Origin of the sequence: Streptomyces sp. BV286, from assembly GCF_019090165.1 — a bacterium.
Taxonomy (GTDB): domain Bacteria; phylum Actinomycetota; class Actinomycetes; order Streptomycetales; family Streptomycetaceae; genus Streptomyces.
In genome coordinates this window covers 15335-38360 of record NZ_JAHRIB010000080.1, presented here as the reverse complement: position 1 = coordinate 38360, position 23026 = coordinate 15335, and the positions used below count along the sequence as shown (strand labels likewise).

The following is a 23026-nucleotide window of genomic DNA, read 5'->3' as shown; positions in this document are numbered from 1 at the left end:
ACAATCAGCCCTGACCTGCGCGGACAGCGGCGCCGGGCAGGACGCCGACGTGCCGCGTACCGGGGGATGACGCCGGTACGCGGCACGGGTTTCGAGGGTACGGGAACCGCGGCCCCGCACCCCCTCGGCACGCGCCACGGGAGGAGCCGTGACGAGAGAGAACTACTGCCCCACGCGCCCCGGCTGCAGGACCTTCGTGAACAGGACCGCCCCTCCGGTGGCCCGCAGACGAACCGTCAGTTCGCCGCTGTCACCGTCGATGTCGACCTCGCCGAAGTACTGGGGCGACTCCATCGGGGAAACGTTCGCTCTCGTCGGCGCCTTGACGAAGACCCGGTCCGGACCGAACGTGCCGTCCAGCGCGTTGGCCTGGAAACCGCCCGCGGCGAGCGGGCCGGAGACGAACTCCCAGAACGGCGCGAAGTCCTTGAACGCCGCACGCGACGGGTCGTAGTGCTGTGCCGAGGTGTAGTGGACGTCGGCCGTCAGCCACACCGTGCCGGTGATCCGGCGGTGCTTGACGAACCGCAGCAGCTCCGCGATCTGGAGCTCGCGGCCGAGCGGAGCGCCCGGATCGCCCTGTGCGACGGCCTCGATGTCCGTCGCGCCGTCCGGCACGACCAGGCCGAGCGGCATGTCGGCGGCGATCACCTTCCACACGGCGCGCGACCGTGCCAGTTCCCGCTTCAGCCAGGCCAGTTGCTCCGCGCCCAGGATGCCGGTGGTGTCGTCGGTCTGCCGCCCGGGGGAGTTGGCGTTGCGGAACGTGCGCATGTCCAGCACGAACATGTCCAGCAGGGGGCCGTGGCGCACGACCCGGTGCACCCGGCCCTCCTCGCCGGTGGCGGGCAGCGTGGAGATCGGGAAGTACTCGCTGAACGCCTTGCGGGCCCGCGACGCCAGCGTGTCGACGTCCTTGACCGTGTAGCGGGCGTCGGTGAGGATCTCGCCCGGGTACCAGTTGTTGACGACCTCGTGGTCGTCCCACTGGGTGATCGTCGGGACCTGCGCGTTGAACCGGCGCACGTTCTCGTCGAGCAGTGAGTACCGGAAGTTGCCGCGGTACTCGGCGAGGGTCTCCGCGACCTTGGACTTCTCCTCGGTGGTGACGTTCCGCCAGACACGGCCGTCCGGGAGCGTCACGGACGCCGAGAGCGGGCCGTCCGCGTAGATCGTGTCGCCGCTGCACAGGAAGAAGTCGGGGTTGCGGCGGCGCATCTCCTCGTACGCGTAGAGGCCGCCGATGTCCGGGTTGATGCCCCAGCCCTGGCCCACGATGTCGCCGGACCACAGGAACCGGACGTCCTGGCGCCGCTTCGAGGGCGCTGTCCGGAAGGTGCCCAGGACGGGTTCGCCGGTGCGGCGGTAGTCGTCGGGGTCGGCCAGTGTCACCCGGTAGTGGATCTGCTCCCCGGACGGCAGACCGCGGAGCGGGACCGTACCCGTGAAGTCCGTGTCGGCACCCAGGAGCGGGCCGTGCCATCTGCGCGGCCTGCGGAACGACTCGGTCGCGGAGGTCTCCACGATCATGCGTGCGGGCCGGTCGGAACGCACCCACACCAGACCGGAGTGCGTGGTCACGTCTCCGGCCTGCACACCCCACTGCGCCCTGGGCCGCCCCGACAGGGCGAACGCCGGAGCCGCGGCGGCGACTGCGGAGGGCAGGGCGAGTGCCGCCGACGCGGCGAGCGTGCCGCGCAGGACGCTGCGGCGGCCGGGGAGCGGGCTCGGCGGGCTGAGTGGCATGGGGCGCCTCCTGGGGCGGGTTCGGCCGATGTGCATGGCTATGGATACAACTACTGGTGTGCCGCAGCGCACGCGGAAACCGCAAGTGAACAACGCGCTCCGCTCCACCCGACGTGCGGATCCGGCCGGACTCGGCGGACATGCGCGGGACGGTGTGAGCCCTCGGCGCGGCCCCCTCAAGTCACTGGGCTTGGGGCGGCGCGCGGGCGCCGTCGCCCGGCTACCCGGGGCGCGTCGCCGTGGCCAGAAGGCGGATTCCCTCGCGGATGCGTGCCGGGGACACATGCGCGTACCCGAGGACGAGTCGCACCACGTCGTCCTCGGACGGAGTCCGTGTGTAGTCCGAGAGCGGGCGGACGGCGACGCCGGCCCCGGCGGCGGAGGCCAGGAAGCGCCGGGGCGGCCCGTACCGGTCGGGCAGCGTCGCGATGACGTGCAGACCGGCCGCGATGCCGGAGACCTCCGTCCCGGGAAGGTGTTCGGCCAGGGCCGTGACCAGCGTGTCGCGGCGCTCCCGGTACGCGCGCCCGCAGCGGCGGAGCTGCCGGTCGTAGTCGCCGCGTTCCACGAAGCGGGCGAGAAGCGCCTGGTCGACGACGGGATTGCCGAGGTCCATCGTGCGTTTGCGTTCGACGACCTCCTCGGCGAGCGACGCCGGTACCAGCAGCCAGCCGAGCCGCAGCCCGGGGGCCAGCGACTTGCTGACGGAACCCGTGTACGCGACGTGCTCCGGATCGAGGCCCTGCAGGGCGCCCACCGGCGCCCGGTCGTAGCGGAAGTCGCCGTCGTAGTCGTCCTCGACGACGAGCCCGTCCACGGACCGTGCCCAGTCGAGGAGTTCCGCGCGGCGGCGCGCGGAGTACGCGATCCCCGACGGGAACTGGTGCGAGGGAGTCGTCACCACGGCCCGCACCCCCGACGCCCACAGCGCCCCGCCGTCCAGACCCTCGCCGTCCAGCGGCAGCGGTACGACGCCGAGACCCGCCGACGCGTACAGGGCCCCGTGATCGGGGCTTCCGGGGTCCTCCACGCCGACGGCACGCACCCCGCGCGCGTGGAGCACGAATCCCAGCAGTGTGGTCGCCTGGGCCACACCGGAGACGACCATCACCCGCTCCGGATCCGCGACCACCCCCCTGCGCCGGGTGAGCAGCTCCGCGAGCGCGCGGCGCAGCCGGGGCAGCCCGCGCGGATCCGGGTAGCCCAGGGCGTGGTGCGGCAGTTCGGCGAGCACCCCGCGCTGCGCGGCCGACCACGCCGCGCGCGGGAACAGCGACAGGTCGGGCGTCCCGGGCAGGAAGTCCGCCCGCGCGCCGGGGGAGCGGGGCGCGAGGTCCCGCACGAGAGGGTCGGCCGCCCGCGCGGCACCGCCGACCCAGGTCCCCGCACCCCGGTCACTGCGGAGGTACCCCTCCGCGGTCAGCTGCTCGTACGCCTCCGTGACCAGGCCCCGTGACACCCCGAGATCGGCGGCGAGTTCACGGCTGGACGGCAGCCGGGTGCCCGGCGCGAGCCGCCCCGCCCGGACCGCCTCCCGCAGCGCCGTCTGCAGGGCACGGCCACGCGCGCGTGCCGGTGCCGAAGCGGCCGGCAGGAGCATGTCCCAGGCGCCGGCCCGGTCCGCCGCGGCGGACCCCTCCGGATTGGTCCCCGATGACGTCATGGAAGTGGACCTTAAACCGGACCGCGGTCCTTCATAGCGTCACACCCATGAACGCCACCACCACGCGCGGGTCCCTGCTCGCGGCCCTCGCCTGTGTCCTCGTCGGAGGCTCCTTCACCGCCAACAGCGTCCTCGGCCACTATCCGTACGCGGGCGGCCAGTTCCTGCGTTACGGCCTCGCGTGCCTGCTGCTCCTCCCCCTGGTGGGGCGGGGCGGGGCGGCGCCCCTGCGCGCACTGACCCCGCGTCACTGGACACGCCTCGCGCTGCTCGCGGCCGTCGGCATGGTCGGTTTCAACCTCGCCGTGATCGCCGCCGAACGGACCGCGGAACCCGCGATACCGGGTGTCTTCGTAGGCTGTGCCCCGGTTGTCGTCGCCGTGCTGGTCCCCCTTCAGGAGGGCCGCCGGCCCCAACGGCTCGTCCTGTACGGAGCGTTGCTCGTGGCAGGCGGCGCCGTCACGGTCCAGGGCTGGGGCCGTACCGACGGCGCCGGAATCGCCTTCTCCGTGTGCGCGCTCGTCGGAGAGGTCGGCTTCGCGGTGCTCGCGGTGCCCGTCCTGCGGCCGCTCGGGCCGAGGCTGCTCTCCGCGACCGTGTGCGGGATCGCGGCGGTCGAGTCGGCGGTGGCCGGGGTGATCGTCGACGGCCGTGCCTGGCTGCGGACCCCGGACTCCACCGAGGCCGTCGCCCTGCTGTGGCAGGCGGCGATCGTCACGGTCGTCGGCTTCGTCTGCTGGTACATGGGCATGCAGCGCATCGGCGCGGAGCGCGCGACGCTCTTCTCCGGCCTCATCCCGGTGGCCGCCGCCTGCACGGCCCCGCTCGTCGGAACGGGGTCCTACGGGGCGGCACAGGCCGTGGGCAGTGCCCTGGTGGGCGCCGGAGTCGCCCTCGGGTCCGGTGCGTCGAGCCGCCGAGCGCGGGGCTCAGCGGCTGCCGTCCAGGATGACCCGGGCGACCAGCGCGGGGTCGTCGTTCATCGGGACGTGACCGCAGCCGGGCAGCCGCACCAGCCGGGCCCCGGGGATGATCTGCTTGGCGCGGACCCCCTGGCGGCGCACCAGGATCCGGTCCCGCATCCCCCATGCGACGGTGACGGGGAGCCCGGGGACGTCGTCCGTGAACTGCACCGAACCGCCCGCCCTGAGGGTTTCCACGAATCCCTGGGCGTTGGCCAGCGCGAGGGTCTCGGCGATCACCGCCTCGGGTGAACGGCGGGCCGGGCGCGCGTAGATGCTGCTGGTCAGGACCGCGCGACCGGCCGCCGACCGCGACAGCCGCTCGACCATCGGCAGTGGCATGCTCCGGGCCGCCTGCCGCATCGCCTGCAGCAGTCCGAACGCGTACCGCCGCTCGACGGGCGACCAGAAACCGGCGGGAGAGAGCGCCGTGACGGACCGTACGAGCTTCTCGCGGCCCAGTTCGAGGGCCAGCAGGCCGCCCAGGGAGTTCCCCGCCACATGCGGCCGGTCGATGTCCAGCGTCTCGCACAGCGCGGCGAGCGCCGTGTTCATCGTCGTCAGGTCGTGGGCGAGGCCGTCGGGCAGCGCGGGGGACTCACCGAAGCCGGGCAGGTCCACCGCGATCACGTCCCGCTCGGCCGCCAGGAGGTCGACGACCGGGTCCCACGCCTGCCGGTGGTGGCCTATGCCGTGCAGCAGCAGGAGCGGCTGGCCGCTGCCCACGCGCGTGTACGCGAGGGTCACGGTCCGCGGGCCGTGCGGAGAGGGGACGCTGAAGGAGACCGTGGCGGCCATGGACTGCTCCTCGACTGGAACCGGGGCGACTCCTAGACAGCTTGTCAGCAATTGCTACCGGCGGGTAGCCCCCTGCTGTCGCCAACCTTCTGTCCGTACGTCGCACAAGGCGCCCCATGCCCCTCCCGGCCGGTCCCCGGCGGCTCCTGATGTCGCTGGACACGAGCCGACGCGCCGGGATGGGATGGCTTCGTGGCTACCGACACCGTGACCGAGGTCTTCCAGGAGCACCGGCCCGTTCTGATGGGCGTCGCCTACCGCATGCTCGGCCGGGTGGCCGACGCCGAGGACGTGGTGCAGGACGCGTGGCTGCGCTGGTCCGGCGCCGACCGCTCGGGCGTGCGCGAACCACGCGGCTACCTGGTGCGCGTCGTCACCCGGCTCGCCATCGACCGGCTGCGGCAGGTCCAGTCCCGCAACGAGGCCTACGTGGGACCGTGGCTCCCCGAGCCGTACCTCACCGACTTCGGGGACACCGTCGCCGACACGGCCGAGCGCGCCGTCCTCGCCGACACCATCTCGCTGGCCGTCCTCGTGGTCCTGGAGTCCCTCTCACCGCTGGAGCGCGCGGTGTTCGTGCTCCGGGAGGCCTTCGGCTATCCGTACGCGGACATCGCCGTCACCCTCGACCGCAGCGAGTCCGCCGTACGGCAGCTCGCGGGGCGGGCCCGCCGTCACGTCGAGGAGAGACGCCCGCGCTACGAGGTCGACCCCGCCGAACGGCGTGACCTCACCGAGCGGTTCCTCGCCGCGGCGTTCGAGGGTGATCTGGACGGACTCATGTCCCTGCTGGCTCCGGACGTGCGCCTGGTGGGCGACAGCGGAGGCCTGTCGAAGGGGCCGGTGCGCGCCATCGAGTCGGCCGACAAGGTGGGCCGTTTCGTCGCCGGCATCGCACGCAAGGGCGTCGTGGACGTGTCCGTCCGGCTCATCGAGGCCAACGCCGGTCCGGCGCTGCTGGTGATGTCCGGAGGCAAGCCCGACAGCGTCCTCCAACTGGACGTCGCCGACGGCCGGATCCAGTGCGTCTACATCGTCCGCAACCCGGAGAAACTGCTGCTCCTCGCCGTCGACTGACGAGGCCCGGCCCGGCCGGGACCCCCGCCCCCGGAGGCTGGGGTCTCTCCGTCGTGTCACCCGTTCGACGTATCGCGAACGTCGCATGAACGCTCTGTGGCAGCCCGTCTGTGTGAGCGGTAACAGTACGAGGATTGGTCTTGACCAAGGGTGGGGGCGGCCCTATGGTCGCAGGGATAGTGCAGGAACCTTTAATAAACAAGGGCGCTAAAAGCCGCCGGTACACGGCGATTGCGGAGGACAGGGTGGGGACCACGCAGTTGGATACGGTGCCGGAGCCCAAGTACTGGCACCTCAGGACCGTGCTCAGCGAAGCACTGGACTCCGAGTTCTCGGTGGGCGAGATCCTGCCCAACGAGCGCGATCTGGCAGCCCGGTTCGGCGTAGCCAGGGCCACGCTCCGCCAGGCCCTGGAGCAGCTCGAACTGGAAGGGCGGCTCCAGCGCCGCCGCGGTGTCGGCACGACCGTGGCCCCGCCGAGGATGGGTGTGGCCGTCGGCTCCGAGCAGCATGTCTGGCCGGGCGCGGCCGGTGACGCCTGGCAGCCGGCGGACTGCTCGGTCGCGGTCCCGCCCCCGGCGGTGGCCAAGGTCCTGGAGACCGAGAGCGACGAGCAGGTGCACGTCGTGCGCCGCTCCCGGATGACGCACGGCCAGCCGGTCGCCGCCGAACTGCTGTACATCCCGGCCTTTTCGGTGCCCGAGCTGTCGGGCATCGACGCACCCGCGGGAGTCGCCCGCGCGCGTGCGGTACTGCGGGAGCTCCAGCGCCTGGACCTGGACGGCCAGGACCGTGCGGTCGAGCTCGGCTCGGCCCGGGCGGACGACGCGAAGGAGCTGGACCGCCTTCCCGGCGCGCCCGTCCTCGTCGTCACGACCCGCTTCGTCGCCGAGGGACGCACGGCGGCGGTCTCCGTCGCCACCTACCGCGCCGACACCTGCCGGCTGACCTTCGGCGACTCCGGCGGCGTGGAGATCCACCACGACCCGGAGCGTCGCGCTTCCTGACCGGAGCCGAATCTCGCGCACACGTCGCGCCCCGCCTCCGGGGCGCGACGTTCTGCTGCCGGGAGCCGGGAGCCGGGAGCCGGGAGCTGCGGCGCTGTGCCGCTGCTGTGCGACCGCCGATGACCGCGTGCCGCCGTGCGGCGACGAGCCCTGCGGTACGGGGCCTGACGTGACGCGGGACCGTGGCGCGGGGTGCCCCGGGTGGCTTCCGAGGGCCGCTTCAGCGCCGTGCCGTCACGGTGCCCTCCACCGCGAAGAGCTGCTCCTCCACATGGTCGAGAGCCAGCCGCAGCGCGCCCGTCGCGACGGCCGCCTCGCCCAGCAGCGACAGCGTCACCCGGGGCGGCCGCAGACAGTAGCGGGCCAGCTCCTTGCGCAGCGGCTCCAGGACGCCGTCGATGCCCGCCGCCCAGCCGCCGATCACGACGAGTTCCGGGTCGAGGGCCAGGACGAGCGCGGCCACGTCGTGCACCAGCCGCTGGATGAAGCGGTCCACGGCCGCCAGAGCCCGCTCGTCGCCTTCACGCGCGTGCGTGAAGACCTCCGCCACCGCCTGCTCGTCGAGCGGGTGCAGCGGTTCGCCGGTCGTCGACAGCAGCGTCTCGGGAGTCGCCTCCCGGCCCAGCAGGTGCAGCGCGCCGATCTCACCGGCCGCCCCGCCGTATCCGCGGTGCAGACGCCCGCCGATCAGGGCCCCGGCGCCCGGGCTCAGGCCGGCCAGGACGAACACCATGTCGTCGGAATCGGTGGCGGCGCCCTTCCAGTGCTCGGCGACCGCCGCCGCGTTGGCGTCGTTCTCCACGAGCACCGGGCACTTGAAGGAACGGCGCAGCCGTTCGCCCAGCGGCAGGCCCGTCCACTCCGGAAGCGCCGTACCGAGGCGTACCGTGCCGTCGGCCTCGACGATGCCCGGGGAGGCCACACCGACGGCCCGCAGGGAACCACGTGCGATTCCCGCGCGCCGCAACAGTTCGGCGACGGCCGTACGCAGCCGTTCGAGCCGTTCGTCCGCCGGAGCCGTCTCGCAGACGTCCTTGGCGAGCGAGCCGAGGACGCGGCCGTCCAGATCCGACAGGAGCACCGCCACACGGTGCGGGCCGATCTCCAGCCCCAGCAGATGGCCCGCCTCCGCCCGGAAGCGGAACCGGCGCGCGGGCCGGCCCTGGCGCCGCGCGGCACTCTCGTCGGCCGCGGTCTCCACGACGAGCCCGCCGACGATGAGACCCTCCACGACACCCTCGACGGTGGGCCGGGACAGCCCGGTCACCCGGGTGATCTCGGTGAGGGTCGCGAAGTCCGTGGCCCGCAGCGCGTGCAGCACCACCGCGGAGTTGATCCTCCGCAGCAGAGAGGGATCCCCGCCGGTCAACTGCCCCAACGTCCGTCCTCCCAGCTCGTGCGCGTGTCGGTTGGCCGGATCGTACTCGGCGCGGCGGGTCCCGGCGAGTGCCGGGGACCCCTTCACCGCCCGGGACCGGAATCAGCCGGGTGCCACGAAACCCGACTCGTACGCCGCGATCACCGCCTGCGTGCGGTCCCGGGCCCCCAGTTTTGCCAGTACCGCGCTGACGTGGGACTTCACCGTCTCGGTGCCGACCACCAGCCGCGTGGCGATCTCCGCGTTCGACAGACCCCGCGTCATCAGCCGCAGCACCTCCGCCTCACGGTCGGTCAGGGCCGCCCGCTCCAGGGCGGCCCGGGCCGCGGGATTCCCGTCGCCGTCCCCGAACTCCGCGGCCAACTGCCGCACCGACGCCGGGAACAACAGCGACTCTCCCTCGGCGACCAGCCGCACGGCATGCACGATCTCGGCCGGCCGGGCCCGCTTCAGCAGAAAGCCGTCCGCCCCCGCGCGCAGCGCCTCGTACACGTACTCGTCGTTCTCGAAGGTCGTCACCACGAGGATCTTCGGCGGCCGGTCGACGGTCCGCAGCACCGCGCGCGTGGCCTCGATACCGTCCATCAGCGGCATACGGACGTCCATCGCGACGACGTCGGGCCGCAGCCGCCGCACCAGCGGGATCACCGCCGCGCCGTCGGCGGCCTCACCGACGACCTCGATGTCGGGCTGCGCCTCCAGAACGGCCCGCAGACCGGCTCGTACGAGGGGTTCGTCGTCGACGAGCAGAACGGTGACCGGCATCCGGCCAGCGTAGATCAGCGCAACGGCAGCTCGACGTGCACCTGCCAGTCGCCCTCGTCCGGGCCGGTCCGCGCGGTGCCGCCGAGCAGCGAGGCCCGCTCCCGTATGCCGCGCAGGCCGCTGCCCCGGCCAGGCCCCGGTATCTCCGCGGTCAGCGGGTTGCGCACCTCCAAGGAGAGCGTCCGGCCCTCGACCGCGATACGGATGCGGACGGGCACCGAGCCCGCGTGCCGCAGCACATTCGTGAGGGACTCCTGGAGGATGCGGTAGCCCTCGCGCGAGACCGGTCCGGGCACCGTCTCCAGAGGGCCCGTCATCTCGGCGTCGATCTTCGCCCCCGATGTGCGCGCCGACTCCAGGAGCCGGTCGGCCTCCACCAGGGTGGGGCGGCCGCTCGCGGGCCGCTGCGACTCGCGCAGCACACCGAGCACCCGCTCCAGGTCCTCCAGCGCGGCACGGCCGGTGTCCTCGATGGCCAGCAGGGCCCGGTCGGTGAACTCGGGGCTCCCCGCGGCACGCGCGGCTCCGGCCTGCACCACGGCCACCGTCAGCGCGTGCCCGATGGAGTCGTGCAGTTCACGGGCGATGCGGGTGCGCTCCAGGAGCTGCTCGGTGCGCTCCTCCAGAGCGGCGAGCCGCTCGGCGGCGGACGGACCGAGCAGACGGCGCGCGATCACCGTCATCAGCTCGCCGAGGCCGACCACGGCGGCGTACAGCGCGACCAGGGGGAGGGGCGCGAGCAGCGCGTAGGCCCAGTGCGGCTGCGACACCGGAAGGAACGGATTGTCGTCCGGCACGTAGCCCGTCGAGATCCGGATCAGGTCCACGGTGATGACCGGCAGCCAGACCGAGACACCCGCCACCACCCACCCCAAGGCCATGCGCGCTTCCAGCAGGAGCACCGTCCGCAACCGGTCGTGCCAGGTGGCCGACGGCGCGACGGAGATGGTCGCGTCCTGCCCCCGCTCCCCGCGCGCGTCCCCCTCGCCCGGCGACAGCATGTACCTCGCCTGCACACCCTCGCCCCGGCGCACGGCAGGGATCAGCCCCAGCGGAATGACCAGCAGTGCGGGCACCCACGGCTTGGTCTGGTCGATGAACATCCACAGACTGACGAACAGCATCGGCACCCACAGGTGCAGCAGCCGGGTGTACGTCGTCCCGCGGGTCAGCGGGCGCAGCAGGCGGACCATCCCGTCATCGTGCCAGCCGGCACCGACAACGAGCCTCCCCCGGGCGGGGGAGACGCACTCCCCGGGCGGGGGAGGCCCAACACCCCTCCCGCCGACCAGTCTTGGGCCATGACCAGCATCGACGTCCAAGAACTCACCAAGGAGTACGGCACCACGCGAGCCGTGGACCGGCTGACCTTCGGTGTCGCGCCGGGCCGTGTCACCGGCTTCCTCGGGCCCAACGGCGCGGGGAAGTCCACCACCATGCGGCTCGTACTCGGCCTGGACCGGCCCACGTCCGGCACCGCGACCCTCGGCGGACGCGCCTACGCGACCCTCGACGAGCCGCTGCGCCACGTCGGCGCCCTGCTCGACGCGCAGGCCGCACACGGTTCGCGTACCGCCCGGGACCACCTGCGCGTCCTCGCGGCGAGCAATCGCCTGCCGGAGCGCCGCGTGGACGAGGTCCTGGAGGAGGCGGGGCTGGCCTCCGTCGCCCGCCGCCGGGTCAGGACGTACTCGCTGGGCATGCGCCAGCGACTGGGCATCGCCGCAGCGCTGCTCGGTGACCCGCCGGTGATCCTGCTCGACGAGCCGTCGAACGGCCTCGATCCCGAAGGCATCATCTGGATCCGGGAGTTGCTGCGACGCCTGGCCCGTGAGGGCCGCACCGTGCTCGTCTCCAGCCATCTGATGAACGAGACCGCGTCGTTCGCGGACCAGCTCGTCGTACTGGGCCGCGGCAGACTGCTCGCCGACATGCCGATGCGGGAGTTCATCCACGCGCGCGTGGACCCCCGGGTACGGGTGCGCACCACGGACGGACCGGCCCTTCGTGAGCTGCTCGCACGGAACGGATACGACGCCGTGGAGAGGGCGAGCGGGGGTGAGAGCGCGGGTGAGGACGAGAGGTGGATCGTGCACCACGCGCGCGTGGAGGACATCGGCCGCCTCGTGTCGGCCGCGGGTCTGCCCCTCCTCGAACTCGCCGCGGAGGAAGGCACGCTGGAGCAGGCCTACCTCGATCTGACGGCCCCGGAGGCCGAGTTCGCAGCCCAGTCCCCGACCCAGCCGCAGGAGGTCTGACCGTGCCGTTCACTCCCGCACTCCACTCGGAGTGGCTCAAGATCCGTACGCTTCGGTCGCTCGTCGCCGGACTGGGCGCCGTCGTGGCCGTCACCGCGGTCTTCTCCGCGCTCGCCGGGCTCGACAACGCAGCGGACGCGGACTTCGACCCCCTGTTCTCGGCGTTCTTCGGCGTCAGTTTCGGGCAGATCGCGGCGATCACCTTCGGCGCGCAGGCCGTCTCCGCCGAGTTCCAGGGCGGTGCCCTGCGGGTCTCGCTCGCGGCCGTGCCCCACCGTGGGCGCTGGTTCGCGGCGAAGGCGGCGGCGGTGGGGCTACCGGCCCTGGCGGTCGGCCTCCTCACCGGAGTCGTGAGCCTGCTCGTGGGCAAGGCCGTCCTCGGCGACCGGGGAAGCGGGCTGGGCTGGGGCGAGGGGGTGCGGGCAGCCGTGGGCTGCGGGATCTACCTCGCGCTGATGGCCCTGTTCGCCGCCGGACTGACCGCGCTGCTGCGCAGCGGCGTCGCCACCCTGAGCATCCTCATCCCCTTCCTGCTCATCGTCTCCTTCGTGGTCGGCGACGTGTCCGGGAGCGTGTCCGACTTCCTGCCCGACAAGGCGGGACAGGTGATCCTGCACGAGACGTGGGACGGCGCGCTCGGCCCGTGGACAGGACTCGCGGTGACGGCGGCGTGGGCAGGGGCCGCGCTGCTGGCCGGTGCGTGGAGCGTCCGGCGCCGGGACGCGTGAACCGGCAGGAGGCCCCCGCACCTGACGCATCGCCACTTGTCAGTGGTGGCCGCTTTACTGGAACGCATGACCACGGCACAGCACCTGGCCACGATCGACCTGCTGCGCACCCGCGACTTCCCCGCGGAGCACGGCAGGTCGGACGTCGGCACGGCGGGACCCGGTTACCACATCGCCGAGTTAGCGACGAGCGACGGCTTCTGGGAGGACGACGGCACGGGGAGGGAGGAGACGGAGACGCAGTACGAGCTCGACAGGGACGGCCTCTCCGAGCGGTTGACCAGCCGCTGGGGCCGTCCGGGCGTCTTCAGCCTGGCCGGTGTCTTCGAGCGGAGCATGGACGGCGAGGACATACCGGAGCCCTGGGGCACGCTCAGCTCACACGTACCGGACATCCACCTCTGGAGGACCGACACCCAGGACCGCTGGATCGCCCTGGGCGTCTCCCAGTGGGACACGGAGCTGCCGTTCCAGCTGCTCGCCGTGGTCACCGAGGTCGACCCGCCGTGAATCAGCCCCGGCTCCCGGACGCCTTCCGCAGCCGCCCGAACTCCTCCGCCATCGTCGCCGCCGTCCAATGCGCGTTCAGACCACTGGGGTTGGGCAGCACCCACACCCGGGTGGCACCGAACGTGCGCTCCTGCGGGCCGATCGCCGCCTTGCGGTCGTCGAACGCCGTCCGGTAGGCGGTCACACCGACCACCGCGAGCCAGCGTGGCCGCAGTCGTTCCACCTTGGCGGCGAGCAGACGCCCGCCCTCCCGGTACTCGTCCGCGCTCAGTTCGTCGGCCCGGGCGCTCGCCCGCGCCACCACGTTGGTGATGCCGAGCCCGTACGAGAGCAGCTCGTCCTGTTCCGAGGGCTTCAGCAGCCGGGGAGTGAAGCCCGACAGATGCAGGACGGGCCAGAAGCGGTTGCCGGGGCGTGCGAAGTGGTGGCCGGTCGCCGCCGTCATGAGGCCGGGATTGATCCCGCAGAACAGGACCTGGAGGCCGTCCGTGGCGACGTCCGGCACGAGCCGGTCGCGGGCGGCCTCCAACTCGGCGGGGGTGTACCGCGTCAGAGGATCGCCCCCGGCGTGTAGCCCGCGGCCTCCGGGTGCTGCTTGACGATCTCCTCGACACGGGCCACGACCGCGGCCACCTGGTCGGCGGCGGCGCCCGTGAAGGACAGCTTGTCGGCCATCAGTGTGTCGAGCTGCGCACGGTCGAGCGGGATGCGCTCGTCCGCGGCGAGCTTGTCCAGCAGCTCGTTGCGCTCGGCACCCTGCTCACGCATGGCGAGGGCGGAGGCGACGGCGTTCTCCTTGATGGCCTCGTGCGCGACCTCACGGCCCACACCCGCGCGCACCGCACCCATCAGGACCTTCGTCGTCGCGAGGAACGGCAGGTAGCGGTCCAGCTCGCGCGCGACGACGGCCGGGAAGGCGCCGAACTCGTCGAGGACGGTGAGGAAGGTCTCCAGCAGACCGTCCAGCGCGAAGAACGCGTCCGGCAGCGCGACCCGGCGCACCACCGAGCAGGACACGTCGCCCTCGTTCCACTGGTCGCCCGCGAGTTCGCCCGTCATCGAGGCGTAGCCGCGCAGGATCACCATCAGGCCGTTGACGCGCTCGCAGGAGCGGGTGTTCATCTTGTGGGGCATCGCGGAGGAGCCGACCTGGCCCGGCTTGAAGCCCTCGGTCACCAGCTCGTGCCCGGCCATCAGCCGGATGGTCTTGGCGGTGGACGAGGGGGCGGCCGCCAGCTGTACGAGCGCGGTCACGACCTCGTAGTCCAGCGAGCGCGGGTAGACCTGGCCCACCGACGTGAACGCCTGCGAGAAGCCGAGGTGCCCGGCGATCCGCTGCTCCAGGTCGGCGAGCTTCGACGCGTCCCCGCCCAGCAGGTCCAGCATGTCCTGGGCTGTGCCCACCGGGCCCTTGATGCCGCGCAGCGGGTAGCGGCCGAGCAGTTCCTCGACCCGGCCGTGCGCGACGAGCAGCTCGTCGGCGGCGGTCGCGAAACGCTTGCCGAGGGTCGTCGCCTGCGCCGCAACGTTGTGCGAGCGGCCCGCCATGACCAGCTCGCCGTACTCGCCCGCGAGCTTGCCCAGTCGCGCGAGGACGGCGACCGTGCGGTCGCGGACCAGTTCGAGGGAGAGCCGGATCTGCAGCTGCTCGACGTTCTCGGTGAGGTCGCGGGACGTCATGCCCTTGTGGACGTGCTCGTGCCCGGCGAGGTCGTTGAACTCCTCGATCCGGGCCTTCACGTCGTGGCGTGTGACCTTCTCGCGATCGGCGATGGAGGCCAGGTCGACCTGGTCGAGGACCCGCTCGTAGTCGGCCAGGGCGGCGTCGGGCACCTCGATCCCGAGGTCCTTCTGGGCCCGCAGCACGGCGAGCCAGAGCTGACGCTCCAGCTTGACCTTCTGCTCGGGGGACCACAGGGTGGCGAGCTCGGCCGAGGCGTAGCGGCCGGCGAGGACGTTCGGGATACGGGGCTTTGCAGGCGCAGTCACGTGGAGGAATTCTACTGGCGGTTCCTGCAGGCCGGCGCCGCGGGCCCGTTCGTCGGAACCTACGAGAGCGGACCGGGGGCGGCGGGTGGGGTGGGCCCGGCGTCGGCGAGTTCCGCCAGGATGTCGCCGTGGCACAGCTCGGGCGTGCACCAGCAGGCCAGTGTCCTGCCGCGCAGTTCGGGCACCAGAGCCAGCAGGTCCGGGCGTTCGAGGAGGTACGCCCGGTACTTGGCCATCACCTCGGCGCGGGTTCCGTCGCGTTTCCTGGTGGGGGTGTCGTAGGCGAACGGGTTGTAGAGCGGGTGCCGGGGGAGGTCCCAGTGCCCCATGGTCCAGCGCCGGCCGACGTAGACCAGGTCCGCCGGGGCCCGCTCCAGCCGGGCGCCGAACTCGTGGATGTGTCCCTTGAGGTTGATCACGGTCGTGGTCACGGGCTCTCCGTTCACGCTCGCTCGGGGGCGGCGAGCCCGATCATGCGCCGCACGGACGGTGTACGCCACCCGCCCGCCTGCCCACCAGGGCCGCAGGCCTCGTACCACCGCCAGGCCTCGTACCACCGCCGCCGCGCCGCGGGTGCCGCCCCTAATCCACCGGCCCCCGGTACTCCTCGTACGGCAGCAGTTCCGGTCGTTTGGGCGGGCGGCCGTCGCCCGACGAGCGGCCGGTCAGCCGGCGGCCGATCCACGGCAGTAGGTACTGGCGGGCGAAGCGCGCGTCGGCCACCCGACGGGCGGCCCAGCCGGGCGGGGCGGAAGCCGGCATCGGGGTGTGCCACTCGGCGTCCTCCGCCGCGTGCCCGAGTGCCTGCCAGACCGCCTCGGCGACCCGCCGGTGCCCCTCGCCCGTCAGGTGCAGCCGGTCCACGTCCCACATGCGGGGGTCGCCCAGGGACGCCGCTCCGTAGAGGTCGACCACGAGTGCTCCGTGGCGGGAGGCGAGATCGTCGATGCAGACGAACAGTTCCTCCATGCGGGGGCGGAACCGTTCCAGTACCGGGCCCTGGCGTCCGGGGCTGCGCATCAGGACGAGCTGCTTGCAGGCCGGCGCCAGACGCTCCACGGCCTCTTCCAGGAGCTCGCGGACCCGCACCATGTCGCACTTGGGCCGCAGGGTGTCGTTCAGGCCGCCGACCAGCGTGATCACGTCGGGCTGCATGGCCACCGCGACGTCCACCTGCTCGGCGACGATCTGTCCGATGAGCTTCCCGCGCACCGCGAGGTTGGCGTAGCGGAAGCCGGGCGTCTGCGCGGCCATCCGGGCCGCGAGGAGATCCGCCCAGCCCCGGTACGAGCCGTCGGGAAGGCGGTCCGACATGCCCTCGGTGAAGGAGTCGCCGACGGCGACAAGGCTGGTGAAGGTGGCGTTCGTCTGCATGGCGGAAGAAATGATATCGCGTGCACATACCCGCCGGTCTGCCGCTGGGTGCGCACGGCGGGCACACCCCGCGCAGCGGCGACCGACGCCGACACGGCCCTTACGACAACACCGCCACCGCCCGTGCCACCGACACCGTCACACGGGCTGACCGAACAGCTCCCTCAGCACGTCCTCCATCGTCACCAGACCCGCCAGCCGCCCGTCCGTGCCGAGCACCGCGGCGAGATGCGTACGACTGCGCCGCATCGCCGTCAGGACGTCGTCGAGCGGCGTGCCCTCGCGGACGCGGGCGATGGGCCGCATGTCCTGGACCCGGAACCGCAGGTCGCGCGGCATCGCGTCCAGGGCGTCCTTGACGTGGAGGTAGCCGACGATGCGCAGCCCGTCGTCCACCACGGGGAAGCGGGAGAACCCGGACTCGGCGGACAGGGCCTCCAGCTGCTCGGGCGTGACACCCAGGCGCGCGTAGACGACGCGCTCCAGCGGCAGCACCACGTCCCGCACGGGACGGCGTCCCAGTTCCAGGGCGTCGTGCAGACGTTCCTGGGCGCGGTCGTCGATGAGCCCCGCCTCGCTGGCGTCCTTCACCAGCCGGGCCAGCTCGGTGTCCGAGAAGGTCGCCGACACCTCGTCCCGGACCTCGACGCGCAGCAGCTTCAGCAGCCCGTTGGCGAACGCGTTGACCGTGAAGATCACCGGCCGCAGCGCCCGCGACAGGCCGACCAGCGGCGGACCGAGGAGCAGCGCCGTCCGCACCGGCTCGGCGAGCGCGATGTTCTTCGGCACCATCTCGCCGAGCAGCATGTGCAGATACGTGGCCAGGCTGAGCGCGATCACGAACGAGATCGCGTGCCCCGTGCCGGAGGAAAGCCCCACCGCGTGGAACAGCGGCTCCAGCAGATGCGCGATCGCGGGCTCGGCTACCACGCCCAGGACCAGCGTGCACAGCGTGATGCCGAGCTGCGCGGCCGCCATCAGGGCGGACACGTGCTCCAGCCCCCAGAGCACGGCGCGCGCCCGCCGGTCCCCGGTCCCGCCGCTCTCCATGGACTGTTCGATCTGGCTGCGGCGCACGGAGATCAGCGCGAACTCGGCCCCCACGAAGAAGGCGTTCACGACCAGGGTCGCCAGGCCGATCAGCAGTTGTACGGCCGTCATCGTCGCCGCCCTCCTTCCGGTCCGGCCCCGTCGGCACGGCTGTCCGTGGCGTCCGGCGTGTGCATCAGTACCCGGGCGGCCCGCCGCCCCGTCGCGTCCACCACGTCCAGCCGCCAACCGGCGACCTCGACCGTGTCCCCTTCGGCGGGGATGCGCCCGAGTTCGGTCGCGACCAGGCCCGCGAGCGTCTCGTACGGCCCGTCGGGCGCGCGCAGGCCGACCCGGGCCAGGCGGTCGGTGCGGACGGAGCCGTCGGCCGAGTACAGCGTGCGGCCCTCGTCGTCCGTGCCGGCCGGGGCCAGGTCGGGCGTCTCGTGCGGGTCGTGCTCGTCGCGCACCTCCCCGACGACCTCCTCGACGATGTCCTCGAGGGTGGCGACCCCGGCGGTGCCGCCGTACTCGTCGATGACGACGGCCATCGTGCGCTTGCCGGACAGCCGGTCCAGCAGCCGGTCGACGGTCAGCGTCTCCGGTACGAGAAGGGGCTCGCGCATCACCTGGGACACGGGCGTACGGGCCCTCCTGTCGGCGGGCACGGTGATGACGTCCTTGATGTGTGCGACTCCGACGACCGAGTCGAGGTTGCCGCGGTAGACCGGGAAGCGGGACAGCCCGGTCGCCCGGGTCGCGTTCGCCACGTCCTCGCAGGTCGCCTGGACGTCGAGGGCGATGACCTGGACGCGCGGAGTCATCACGTTCTCCGCGGTGAGGTCGGCGAGGTTCAGCGTACGGACGAACAGTTCTGCGGTGTCCGCCTCCAGGGCCCCCTCCTTCGCGGAGTGCCGGGCCAGGGCGACCAGTTCCTGCGGGCCGCGCGCGGAGGCCAGCTCCTCGGCCGGCTCGATGCCGAAGCGGCGTACGACACGGTTGGCGGTGTTGTTGAGATGGGTGATGAACGGCCGGAACACCGCACTGAACCAGCGCTGCGGCGTCGCCACCCGCTTGGCCACGGCGAGTGGCGAGGAGATCGCCCAGTTCTTGGGCACCAGCTCGCCGACGACCATCAGGAAGACCGTCGACAGGGCCGTACCGATCACCAGAGCGACGGACGAGGTGGCCGACGGAGGTACCCCGGCGGCTTCGAGGGGACCGGCGATGAGCTTGGCGACGGACGGCTCGGCGAGCATGCCGACGACGAGGTTGGTGACCGTGATGCCGAGCTGAGCGCCGGAGAGCTGGAAGGTGAGGTTCCGTACGGCCCTGAGGGCGCCCGCCGCGCCGACCTCGCCGCGCTCGACGGCCCGCTCCAGTTGGCTGCGCTCGACGGTGGTCAGTGAGAACTCGGCCGCGACGAAGGCGCCGCAGGCCAGCGAGAGCACCACCGCCACGGCGAGGAGGAGCACTTCGGTCATCGGGTCACCTCCGTCCCATGATCGGGCAGGGGCGGAGGAATCGCTCGATGTCGGCGTGGCGGGACGCCGTGCCGTCGGTGGTCGGAAGGCTCGCCCATGGGCGGACGCTCTCACCTTTCCTCGGGGACCGTGCGGTCCTTCGTGAGCGAAGGACCGGTGGTGTCCCGGCTGCGGTCACTCGACCAGCGGCTTGACCCAACGCCGCCAGTGCTCTTCCGGCGTGTACCCCGCCGCGCGCCAGGCATGGTGTGCCGTCTCGTTGCGTGCCAGAACCATCGCGTCGCCCCGGCGCCCGCCGAGGCGCACGAACCGTTCCTCGGCCGCTGTCAGAAGCGCCGAGCCGATGCCCTGGCGGCGCCGGGCCGGGTCCACCGCCAGCCGGTACAGATGACAGCGCCAGCCGTCGAAGCCCGCGATGACGGTGCCCACGAGCTCCCCGTCCCGCTCGGCGAGGATCAGCGCCTCGGGGTCGCGCGCGATCAGGCGCTCCACCCCGGCCCGGTCGTCACTGATGCTGGTGCCCTCGGCGGCGGTCTTCCAGAAGGCGAGAACGGCGTCGAGGTCTTCCGGCGCGGCGGCACGTATCCGAAGATCATTCATGGCCCGATCCCATCACGGCCGAAGCGCACGGTCATCGGATTCCACGATGCGGACGCGTCCTCGCCCGCACTCGCGCGCATCCGCAGGCCCTCCGCAGCGCATGCCCTGCGCGTTCCGGGCAGGCCCGGCCGCGGTCACTCGCCCTGGAGCCCCGCGATGACCGCCCCGAAGGCCTCCATGTACGGCTCCAGCACCGTCAGGTACGAGAATCCGTACCGCTCCCGTACCGCCCGGACCTTCTCCCTGATCTGCTCCACCGAGCCGGCCAGCACGATCGGCAGCTCCAGGACCTGCTCCTCGGTGAGGTGCGGGATGTGGGGGAGGAGAGGCTGGACGGCGCCCTGCGGGTCGTCCGTGACGACGACCAGCTGGACGAGCAGGTTCAGTTCGGCGGGTTCGGGGCGGTCGGCGGCGAGGCGCAGGTAGAGGGCCACCCGTTCGTCGATCTCCTCGGCGGAGAGCGGCTCCAGGGTTCCGGTCGTGCTGCCCCGCACCGTGCGCGCGGCGGTGAAGGCCGCGATGTCCGCGTGTTCGGCGGTCAGCCGCAGCATCCGGTCGCCGTTGCCGCCGAGGAGCAGCGGCACCCGCTCTTGCGCCGCCCCCGGCGGCCGGTCCGCCGCGCCGAGCAGCCGGTCCAGCTCCTTGACCGTGTGCCGCAGGTGGTCCACACGCTCGCGCGGCGAACCGTACGGGAGCCCGGCCGTGTCGTGCTCGGCCTGTACGTATCCGGTGCCGAGCCCCAGTTCGAGGCGTCCGCCGGTGAGCGCGTCCGTGGTGGCGACCTCGCGGGCGAGCAGCGCCGGGTTCCAGAACCCGGCGTTGAGCACGAACGTGCCGAGACGGGGCCGCTCGGTCGCCGCGGCGGCCGCGACCAGCGAGGGGAAGGGAGCGGGCATGCCGAGATGATCGGCGACCAGGATCACGTCGTAGCCGAGCTCCTCGGCGCGGCGGCACTTGGCGCGCCATTCGCCCGCGGGGGCGGGCGTGACGAGGCTGGCTGCGAAACGGAAGGGGCGCGGCATGAACTCTCCTCACCTGCGGGCGATGTGACGTTTCGGACCGTTGCTCCGCGCCCCGTACCGATCACTCGTGCGCGATGGCCGCCAGCACGTTCATGCGCGACGCGCGCAACGCGGGCAGTAGCGCCGCCACGATGCCCACGACGGCCGAGCCCACGACGACCGCGACGAGGGTGGTCCACGGGATCGCGAACGCCGTCATCCCCTGCAGTGCGAGGACCTGCTGCACGCACACGCCCCAGACGAGCCCGAGGGCCAGGCCGAGCACCGCGCCGAACACGGCGATCACCACCGACTCCAGCCTGATCATCCGCCGCAGCTGGCGCCGGGCGAGCCCGATCGCGCGCAGCAGTCCGATCTCGCGGGTGCGTTCCACCACCGACAGGGCAAGGGTGTTGACCACTCCGAGCACCGCGATGACGATCGCGAGTCCCAGCAGGGCGTACACCAGATAGAGCAGGACGGCGATCTGGTCGTGGATCAGCTTCTTGTAGTCGGCGAGGTCGCGGACCTGCACCTGGGGGTACGGGTCGAGTGCCTTGTCGAGGTTGGAGCGCAGCGTGTCGGCGGAGGCGCCGGCGGCCGCGTTCACGTACAGCGCGGAGTCCTGGCCACCGGGCACGTACTTCTCGACGGTGCCGAAGCCGAGGAAGAGCCCGCCCTGCGTTCCGAAGCCCTCGGCGGCGTCCTGGTCGGTCAGCGCCGCCACCTTCAGCTCGGTCTTCCGCCCGGCGGGGAACTCGACGGGGATCGTGCTCCCCACGCGCACGTCGTGGTCCTTCGCGAAGCCGGCGTCCATGGCGATGTTCCCGTCCGCGAGCGCGGCGGCCGTGTCCCCCTCGGCGTAGGTGATGCGGGCGACCTCGTCCAGCTGGGACTCGTAGGCCGCCGCCGTTGTCTTGACGCGCTTGCCGTCGGGCAGCCGGACGGCGACCGGCGCGAAGCGCTGCCGTACGACGAGTCCCGCGCCGTCCGTGTCCTTCACCTTCTCGGTGATCTCCTGCGGGAACGGCATGAAGTTGGCGTTCTGCACCACGAAGTCGGCGCCGAGCGTCTTGTCGATCTGCTGGTCGAAGGACTTGGTCATGGACGCGCTCGCCACGGACATGCCGCCGACCAGGGCGAGGCCCACCATCAGGGCGGCCGCGGTGGCGCCCGTGCGGCGCGGGTTGCGCAGCGCGTTGCGCTGGCTCATCCGGCCGACCGGCCCGAACAGGGCCGGGAAGAAGCCGCCGAGGACACGGATCACCGGGCGGACGAGCAACGGTCCGGCGATCACCGTCGCGGTGAGGGTGAGGACGACACCGAGGCCCAGCAGGGAGGCGGCGGACGAGGTCTTCGTCGCTGTCGCGCAGCCCACCAGTGCCGCGGCGCCCAGCGCGCCGACGACCGATCCGACGACGGCCCGGACCCGCAACGGCCGTCCCACTCCGGCGATCTCGGCGTCCGACAGCGCGGCCATCGGTGACACTCCGGCGGCGCGGCGGGCCGGAAGATACGCCGCGACGAAGGTGACGCCCACCCCGACGACGTACGCGGCGACGGGCGTCCCCCACCCGATGACCATCTCGGTGCTCTTCAGGTTCATGCCGAACAGGCCCATGAGCTCGATCAGTCCGGCCGCGAGCCCGATTCCCGCGGCCAGGCCGAGCGTGGAGCCCACCAGGCCCAGCAGCATCGCCTCCGTGAGCACGGAGCGGCGCACCTGGCGCCGGTCGGCGCCGAGCGCCCGCAACAGGCCCAGTTCGCGGGTGCGTTGGGCGATCAGCATGGAGAAGGTGTTGACGATCAGGAAGATCCCGACGAGGACCGCGATCCCCGCGAAGCCGAGCATCACGTACTTGATCACGTCGAGGAATCCGCCGAGTTGGGACGCCGCCGACTCGGCCTGCTCGTCCGCGGTCTCCAACTCGTAGGTGCCGGAGCCGAGTTCCGCGGCGATGCGCTGCTTGAGCATCGCATCGCTCACTCCCTCCTTCGCGTCCACCTGGATGCTGGTGGCGGCCCCGGCCTTGCCCAGCAGCTTCTGGGACGCGACCGCCGGGTCGACGAACAGGAGCGCGGCGCCGGGGTTGGTGGTCGTGAAGGTCGCGATCCCGACGACCTCAACCTTGAACGACCCGGGCTGCGCGATCACGGTCAGCGTGTCACCGATGCGCACGTGCTTCTTGTCGGCGGTGTCCGCGTCGAGGAGCGCCTCGCCGGGCCCGCGCGGGGCGTGCCCGGACGTCAGCTTCACGGGGCTGCGCGCGGTGACGTACCAGTCGCCGGCGATGGTCGGTGCGCCCGTGGTCGGGCCCACCGACTTGTTGTCACTGTCGACGACGGTGACGTTCTCGACGGACACGTCCTGACGCACGAGGGCGACCCCGTCGACCTTCGCGATGCGGTCCACGAGGCTCGTGGGCACCGTCTCGACAGCCCCGGAGGGGATCTGTGACTTCAGGTCGTCCTTCGGGGCCACGGTCACGTCGGCCGACGTGGACGCGAAGAGCCGGTCGAACGTACGGCTGACGGTGTCCGAGAAGATCAGGCTGCCCGCGACGAACGCCACGGACAGGACGACGGCCAGCGCCGAGAGCAGCAGCCGGCCCTTGTGGGCGAGGAAACTCCGGAGTGTCGCCTTCAGCACGACGGTC

General features: G+C 72.3%; 20 protein-coding genes and 1 pseudogene. 6 read left to right on the top strand and 15 right to left on the bottom strand.

Features of this window, described 5'->3' with window-relative positions; translation table 11 throughout:
• Positions 1–162 precede the first annotated feature (162 nt).
• Both KUF83_RS11605 and KUF83_RS11600 read right to left on the bottom strand, forming a co-directional pair.
• Complete coding sequence (locus KUF83_RS11605; protein WP_217454550.1) at positions 163–1746, bottom strand: alkaline phosphatase; 1584 nt, start codon at positions 1744–1746, stop codon at positions 163–165.
• A gap of 220 nt (positions 1747–1966) precedes the next feature.
• Entirely contained in the window at positions 1967–3409 is a 1443-nt protein-coding gene (locus KUF83_RS11600; RefSeq protein WP_217454549.1) for a PLP-dependent aminotransferase family protein, read from the bottom strand.
• Here KUF83_RS11600 and KUF83_RS11595 point away from each other — a divergent pair.
• A pseudogene (locus tag KUF83_RS11595) lies at positions 3400–4293 on the top strand (DMT family transporter); the annotation flags it as partial. The gene KUF83_RS11600 and the pseudogene KUF83_RS11595 overlap by 10 nt on opposite strands.
• Before the next feature lie 45 nt (positions 4294–4338).
• Here the strand turns inward: KUF83_RS11595 and KUF83_RS11590 are convergent.
• A complete protein-coding gene (locus KUF83_RS11590) occupies positions 4339–5169 on the bottom strand; it encodes an alpha/beta fold hydrolase (protein WP_217454548.1) in 831 nt (276 codons plus the stop codon).
• Positions 5170–5361: 192 nt separating this feature from the next.
• Here KUF83_RS11590 and KUF83_RS11585 point away from each other — a divergent pair, with 192 nt between their 5' ends.
• Positions 5362–6246, top strand: a complete 885-nt coding sequence (locus KUF83_RS11585) for an RNA polymerase sigma-70 factor (RefSeq protein WP_217454547.1) — start codon at positions 5362–5364, stop codon at positions 6244–6246.
• A gap of 245 nt (positions 6247–6491) precedes the next feature.
• Positions 6492–7253, top strand: a complete 762-nt coding sequence (locus tag KUF83_RS11580; RefSeq protein WP_217454561.1) for a GntR family transcriptional regulator — start codon at positions 6492–6494, stop codon at positions 7251–7253.
• Between the two features lie 220 nt (positions 7254–7473).
• Here the strand turns inward: KUF83_RS11580 and KUF83_RS11575 are convergent, their stop codons facing one another.
• From KUF83_RS11575 to KUF83_RS11565, 3 genes are all read right to left on the bottom strand, one after another.
• Positions 7474–8631 carry an ROK family protein gene (locus KUF83_RS11575; RefSeq protein WP_217454546.1) on the bottom strand — a complete coding sequence of 386 codons (1158 nt, stop codon included), beginning with the start codon at positions 8629–8631 and terminating at the stop codon, positions 7474–7476.
• A gap of 102 nt (positions 8632–8733) precedes the next feature.
• Entirely contained in the window at positions 8734–9396 is a 663-nt protein-coding gene (locus KUF83_RS11570; RefSeq protein WP_217454545.1) for a response regulator transcription factor, read from the bottom strand.
• A gap of 14 nt (positions 9397–9410) precedes the next feature.
• Complete coding sequence (locus tag KUF83_RS11565) at positions 9411–10589, bottom strand: sensor histidine kinase (protein WP_217454544.1); 1179 nt, start codon at positions 10587–10589, stop codon at positions 9411–9413.
• A 108-nt stretch (positions 10590–10697) separates the two neighbouring features.
• Here KUF83_RS11565 and KUF83_RS11560 point away from each other — a divergent pair, with 108 nt between their 5' ends.
• From KUF83_RS11560 to KUF83_RS11550, 3 genes are all read left to right on the top strand, one after another.
• A complete protein-coding gene (locus KUF83_RS11560; protein WP_217454543.1) occupies positions 10698–11654 on the top strand; it encodes an ATP-binding cassette domain-containing protein in 957 nt (318 codons plus the stop codon).
• Between the two features lie 2 nt (positions 11655–11656).
• The gene (locus tag KUF83_RS11555; protein WP_217454542.1) at positions 11657–12382 is read left to right on the top strand and encodes an ABC transporter permease; all 726 of its coding nucleotides are present in this window, start codon (positions 11657–11659) and stop codon (positions 12380–12382) included.
• A 66-nt stretch (positions 12383–12448) separates the two neighbouring features.
• A complete protein-coding gene (locus KUF83_RS11550; RefSeq protein ID WP_217454541.1) occupies positions 12449–12892 on the top strand; it encodes a hypothetical protein in 444 nt (147 codons plus the stop codon).
• A gap of 1 nt (position 12893) precedes the next feature.
• Here the strand turns inward: KUF83_RS11550 and mug are convergent, their stop codons facing one another.
• The 9 genes from mug to KUF83_RS11505 all read right to left on the bottom strand — a co-directional run bounded on the left by mug (position 12894) and on the right by KUF83_RS11505 (position 23019).
• Complete coding sequence (mug, locus tag KUF83_RS11545; RefSeq protein WP_217454560.1) at positions 12894–13445, bottom strand: G/U mismatch-specific DNA glycosylase; 552 nt, start codon at positions 13443–13445, stop codon at positions 12894–12896.
• Positions 13442–14881: an adenylosuccinate lyase gene (purB, locus tag KUF83_RS11540; protein WP_217454540.1), complete on the bottom strand. Its 1440-nt coding sequence runs from the start codon at positions 14879–14881 to the stop codon at positions 13442–13444. The genes mug and purB overlap by 4 nt, the downstream gene beginning before the upstream one ends.
• Before the next feature lie 59 nt (positions 14882–14940).
• Positions 14941–15312 (bottom strand): DUF4326 domain-containing protein, encoded by a 372-nt coding sequence (locus KUF83_RS11535; RefSeq protein WP_217454539.1) that lies wholly within the window; start codon positions 15310–15312, stop codon positions 14941–14943.
• Positions 15313–15463: 151 nt separating this feature from the next.
• Positions 15464–16255: an SGNH/GDSL hydrolase family protein gene (locus KUF83_RS11530; protein ID WP_217454538.1), complete on the bottom strand. Its 792-nt coding sequence runs from the start codon at positions 16253–16255 to the stop codon at positions 15464–15466.
• Between the two features lie 138 nt (positions 16256–16393).
• Complete coding sequence (locus tag KUF83_RS11525) at positions 16394–17416, bottom strand: hemolysin family protein (RefSeq protein ID WP_217454537.1); 1023 nt, start codon at positions 17414–17416, stop codon at positions 16394–16396.
• On the bottom strand, positions 17413–18768 hold the full coding sequence (locus tag KUF83_RS11520) for a hemolysin family protein (RefSeq protein ID WP_217454536.1): 1356 nt from the start codon (positions 18766–18768) through the stop codon (positions 17413–17415). The genes KUF83_RS11525 and KUF83_RS11520 overlap by 4 nt, the downstream gene beginning before the upstream one ends.
• A 174-nt stretch (positions 18769–18942) precedes the next feature.
• Positions 18943–19368 (bottom strand): GNAT family N-acetyltransferase, encoded by a 426-nt coding sequence (locus KUF83_RS11515; RefSeq protein WP_217454535.1) that lies wholly within the window; start codon positions 19366–19368, stop codon positions 18943–18945.
• 134 nt (positions 19369–19502) lie between these two features.
• Entirely contained in the window at positions 19503–20390 is an 888-nt protein-coding gene (locus KUF83_RS11510) for a TIGR03621 family F420-dependent LLM class oxidoreductase (RefSeq protein ID WP_217454534.1), read from the bottom strand.
• A 61-nt stretch (positions 20391–20451) separates the two neighbouring features.
• Positions 20452–23019, bottom strand: coding sequence for an FtsX-like permease family protein (locus KUF83_RS11505; protein ID WP_217454533.1), 2568 nt, complete (start codon positions 23017–23019; stop codon positions 20452–20454).
• Between the last annotated feature and the right edge of the window lie 7 nt (positions 23020–23026).

Excerpts from the sequence above, each read along its gene's own strand:
- KUF83_RS11605 (WP_217454550.1), bottom strand. The coding sequence starts at position 1,746 with ATGCCACTCAGCCCGCCGAGCCCGCTCCCCGGCCGCCGCAGCGTCCTG.
- KUF83_RS11600 (WP_217454549.1), bottom strand. The coding sequence starts at position 3,409 with ATGACGTCATCGGGGACCAATCCGGAGGGGTCCGCCGCGGCGGACCGG.
- KUF83_RS11590 (WP_217454548.1), bottom strand. The coding sequence starts at position 5,169 with ATGGCCGCCACGGTCTCCTTCAGCGTCCCCTCTCCGCACGGCCCGCGG.
- KUF83_RS11570 (WP_217454545.1), bottom strand. The coding sequence starts at position 9,396 with ATGCCGGTCACCGTTCTGCTCGTCGACGACGAACCCCTCGTACGAGCC.
- KUF83_RS11565 (WP_217454544.1), bottom strand. The coding sequence starts at position 10,589 with ATGGTCCGCCTGCTGCGCCCGCTGACCCGCGGGACGACGTACACCCGG.
- KUF83_RS11560 (WP_217454543.1), top strand. The coding sequence starts at position 10,698 with ATGACCAGCATCGACGTCCAAGAACTCACCAAGGAGTACGGCACCACG.
- KUF83_RS11550 (WP_217454541.1), top strand. The coding sequence starts at position 12,449 with ATGACCACGGCACAGCACCTGGCCACGATCGACCTGCTGCGCACCCGC.
- KUF83_RS11530 (WP_217454538.1), bottom strand. The coding sequence starts at position 16,255 with ATGCAGACGAACGCCACCTTCACCAGCCTTGTCGCCGTCGGCGACTCC.
- KUF83_RS11525 (WP_217454537.1), bottom strand. The coding sequence starts at position 17,416 with ATGACGGCCGTACAACTGCTGATCGGCCTGGCGACCCTGGTCGTGAAC.
- KUF83_RS11520 (WP_217454536.1), bottom strand. The coding sequence starts at position 18,768 with ATGACCGAAGTGCTCCTCCTCGCCGTGGCGGTGGTGCTCTCGCTGGCC.
- KUF83_RS11515 (WP_217454535.1), bottom strand. The coding sequence starts at position 19,368 with ATGAATGATCTTCGGATACGTGCCGCCGCGCCGGAAGACCTCGACGCC.
- KUF83_RS11510 (WP_217454534.1), bottom strand. The coding sequence starts at position 20,390 with ATGCCGCGCCCCTTCCGTTTCGCAGCCAGCCTCGTCACGCCCGCCCCC.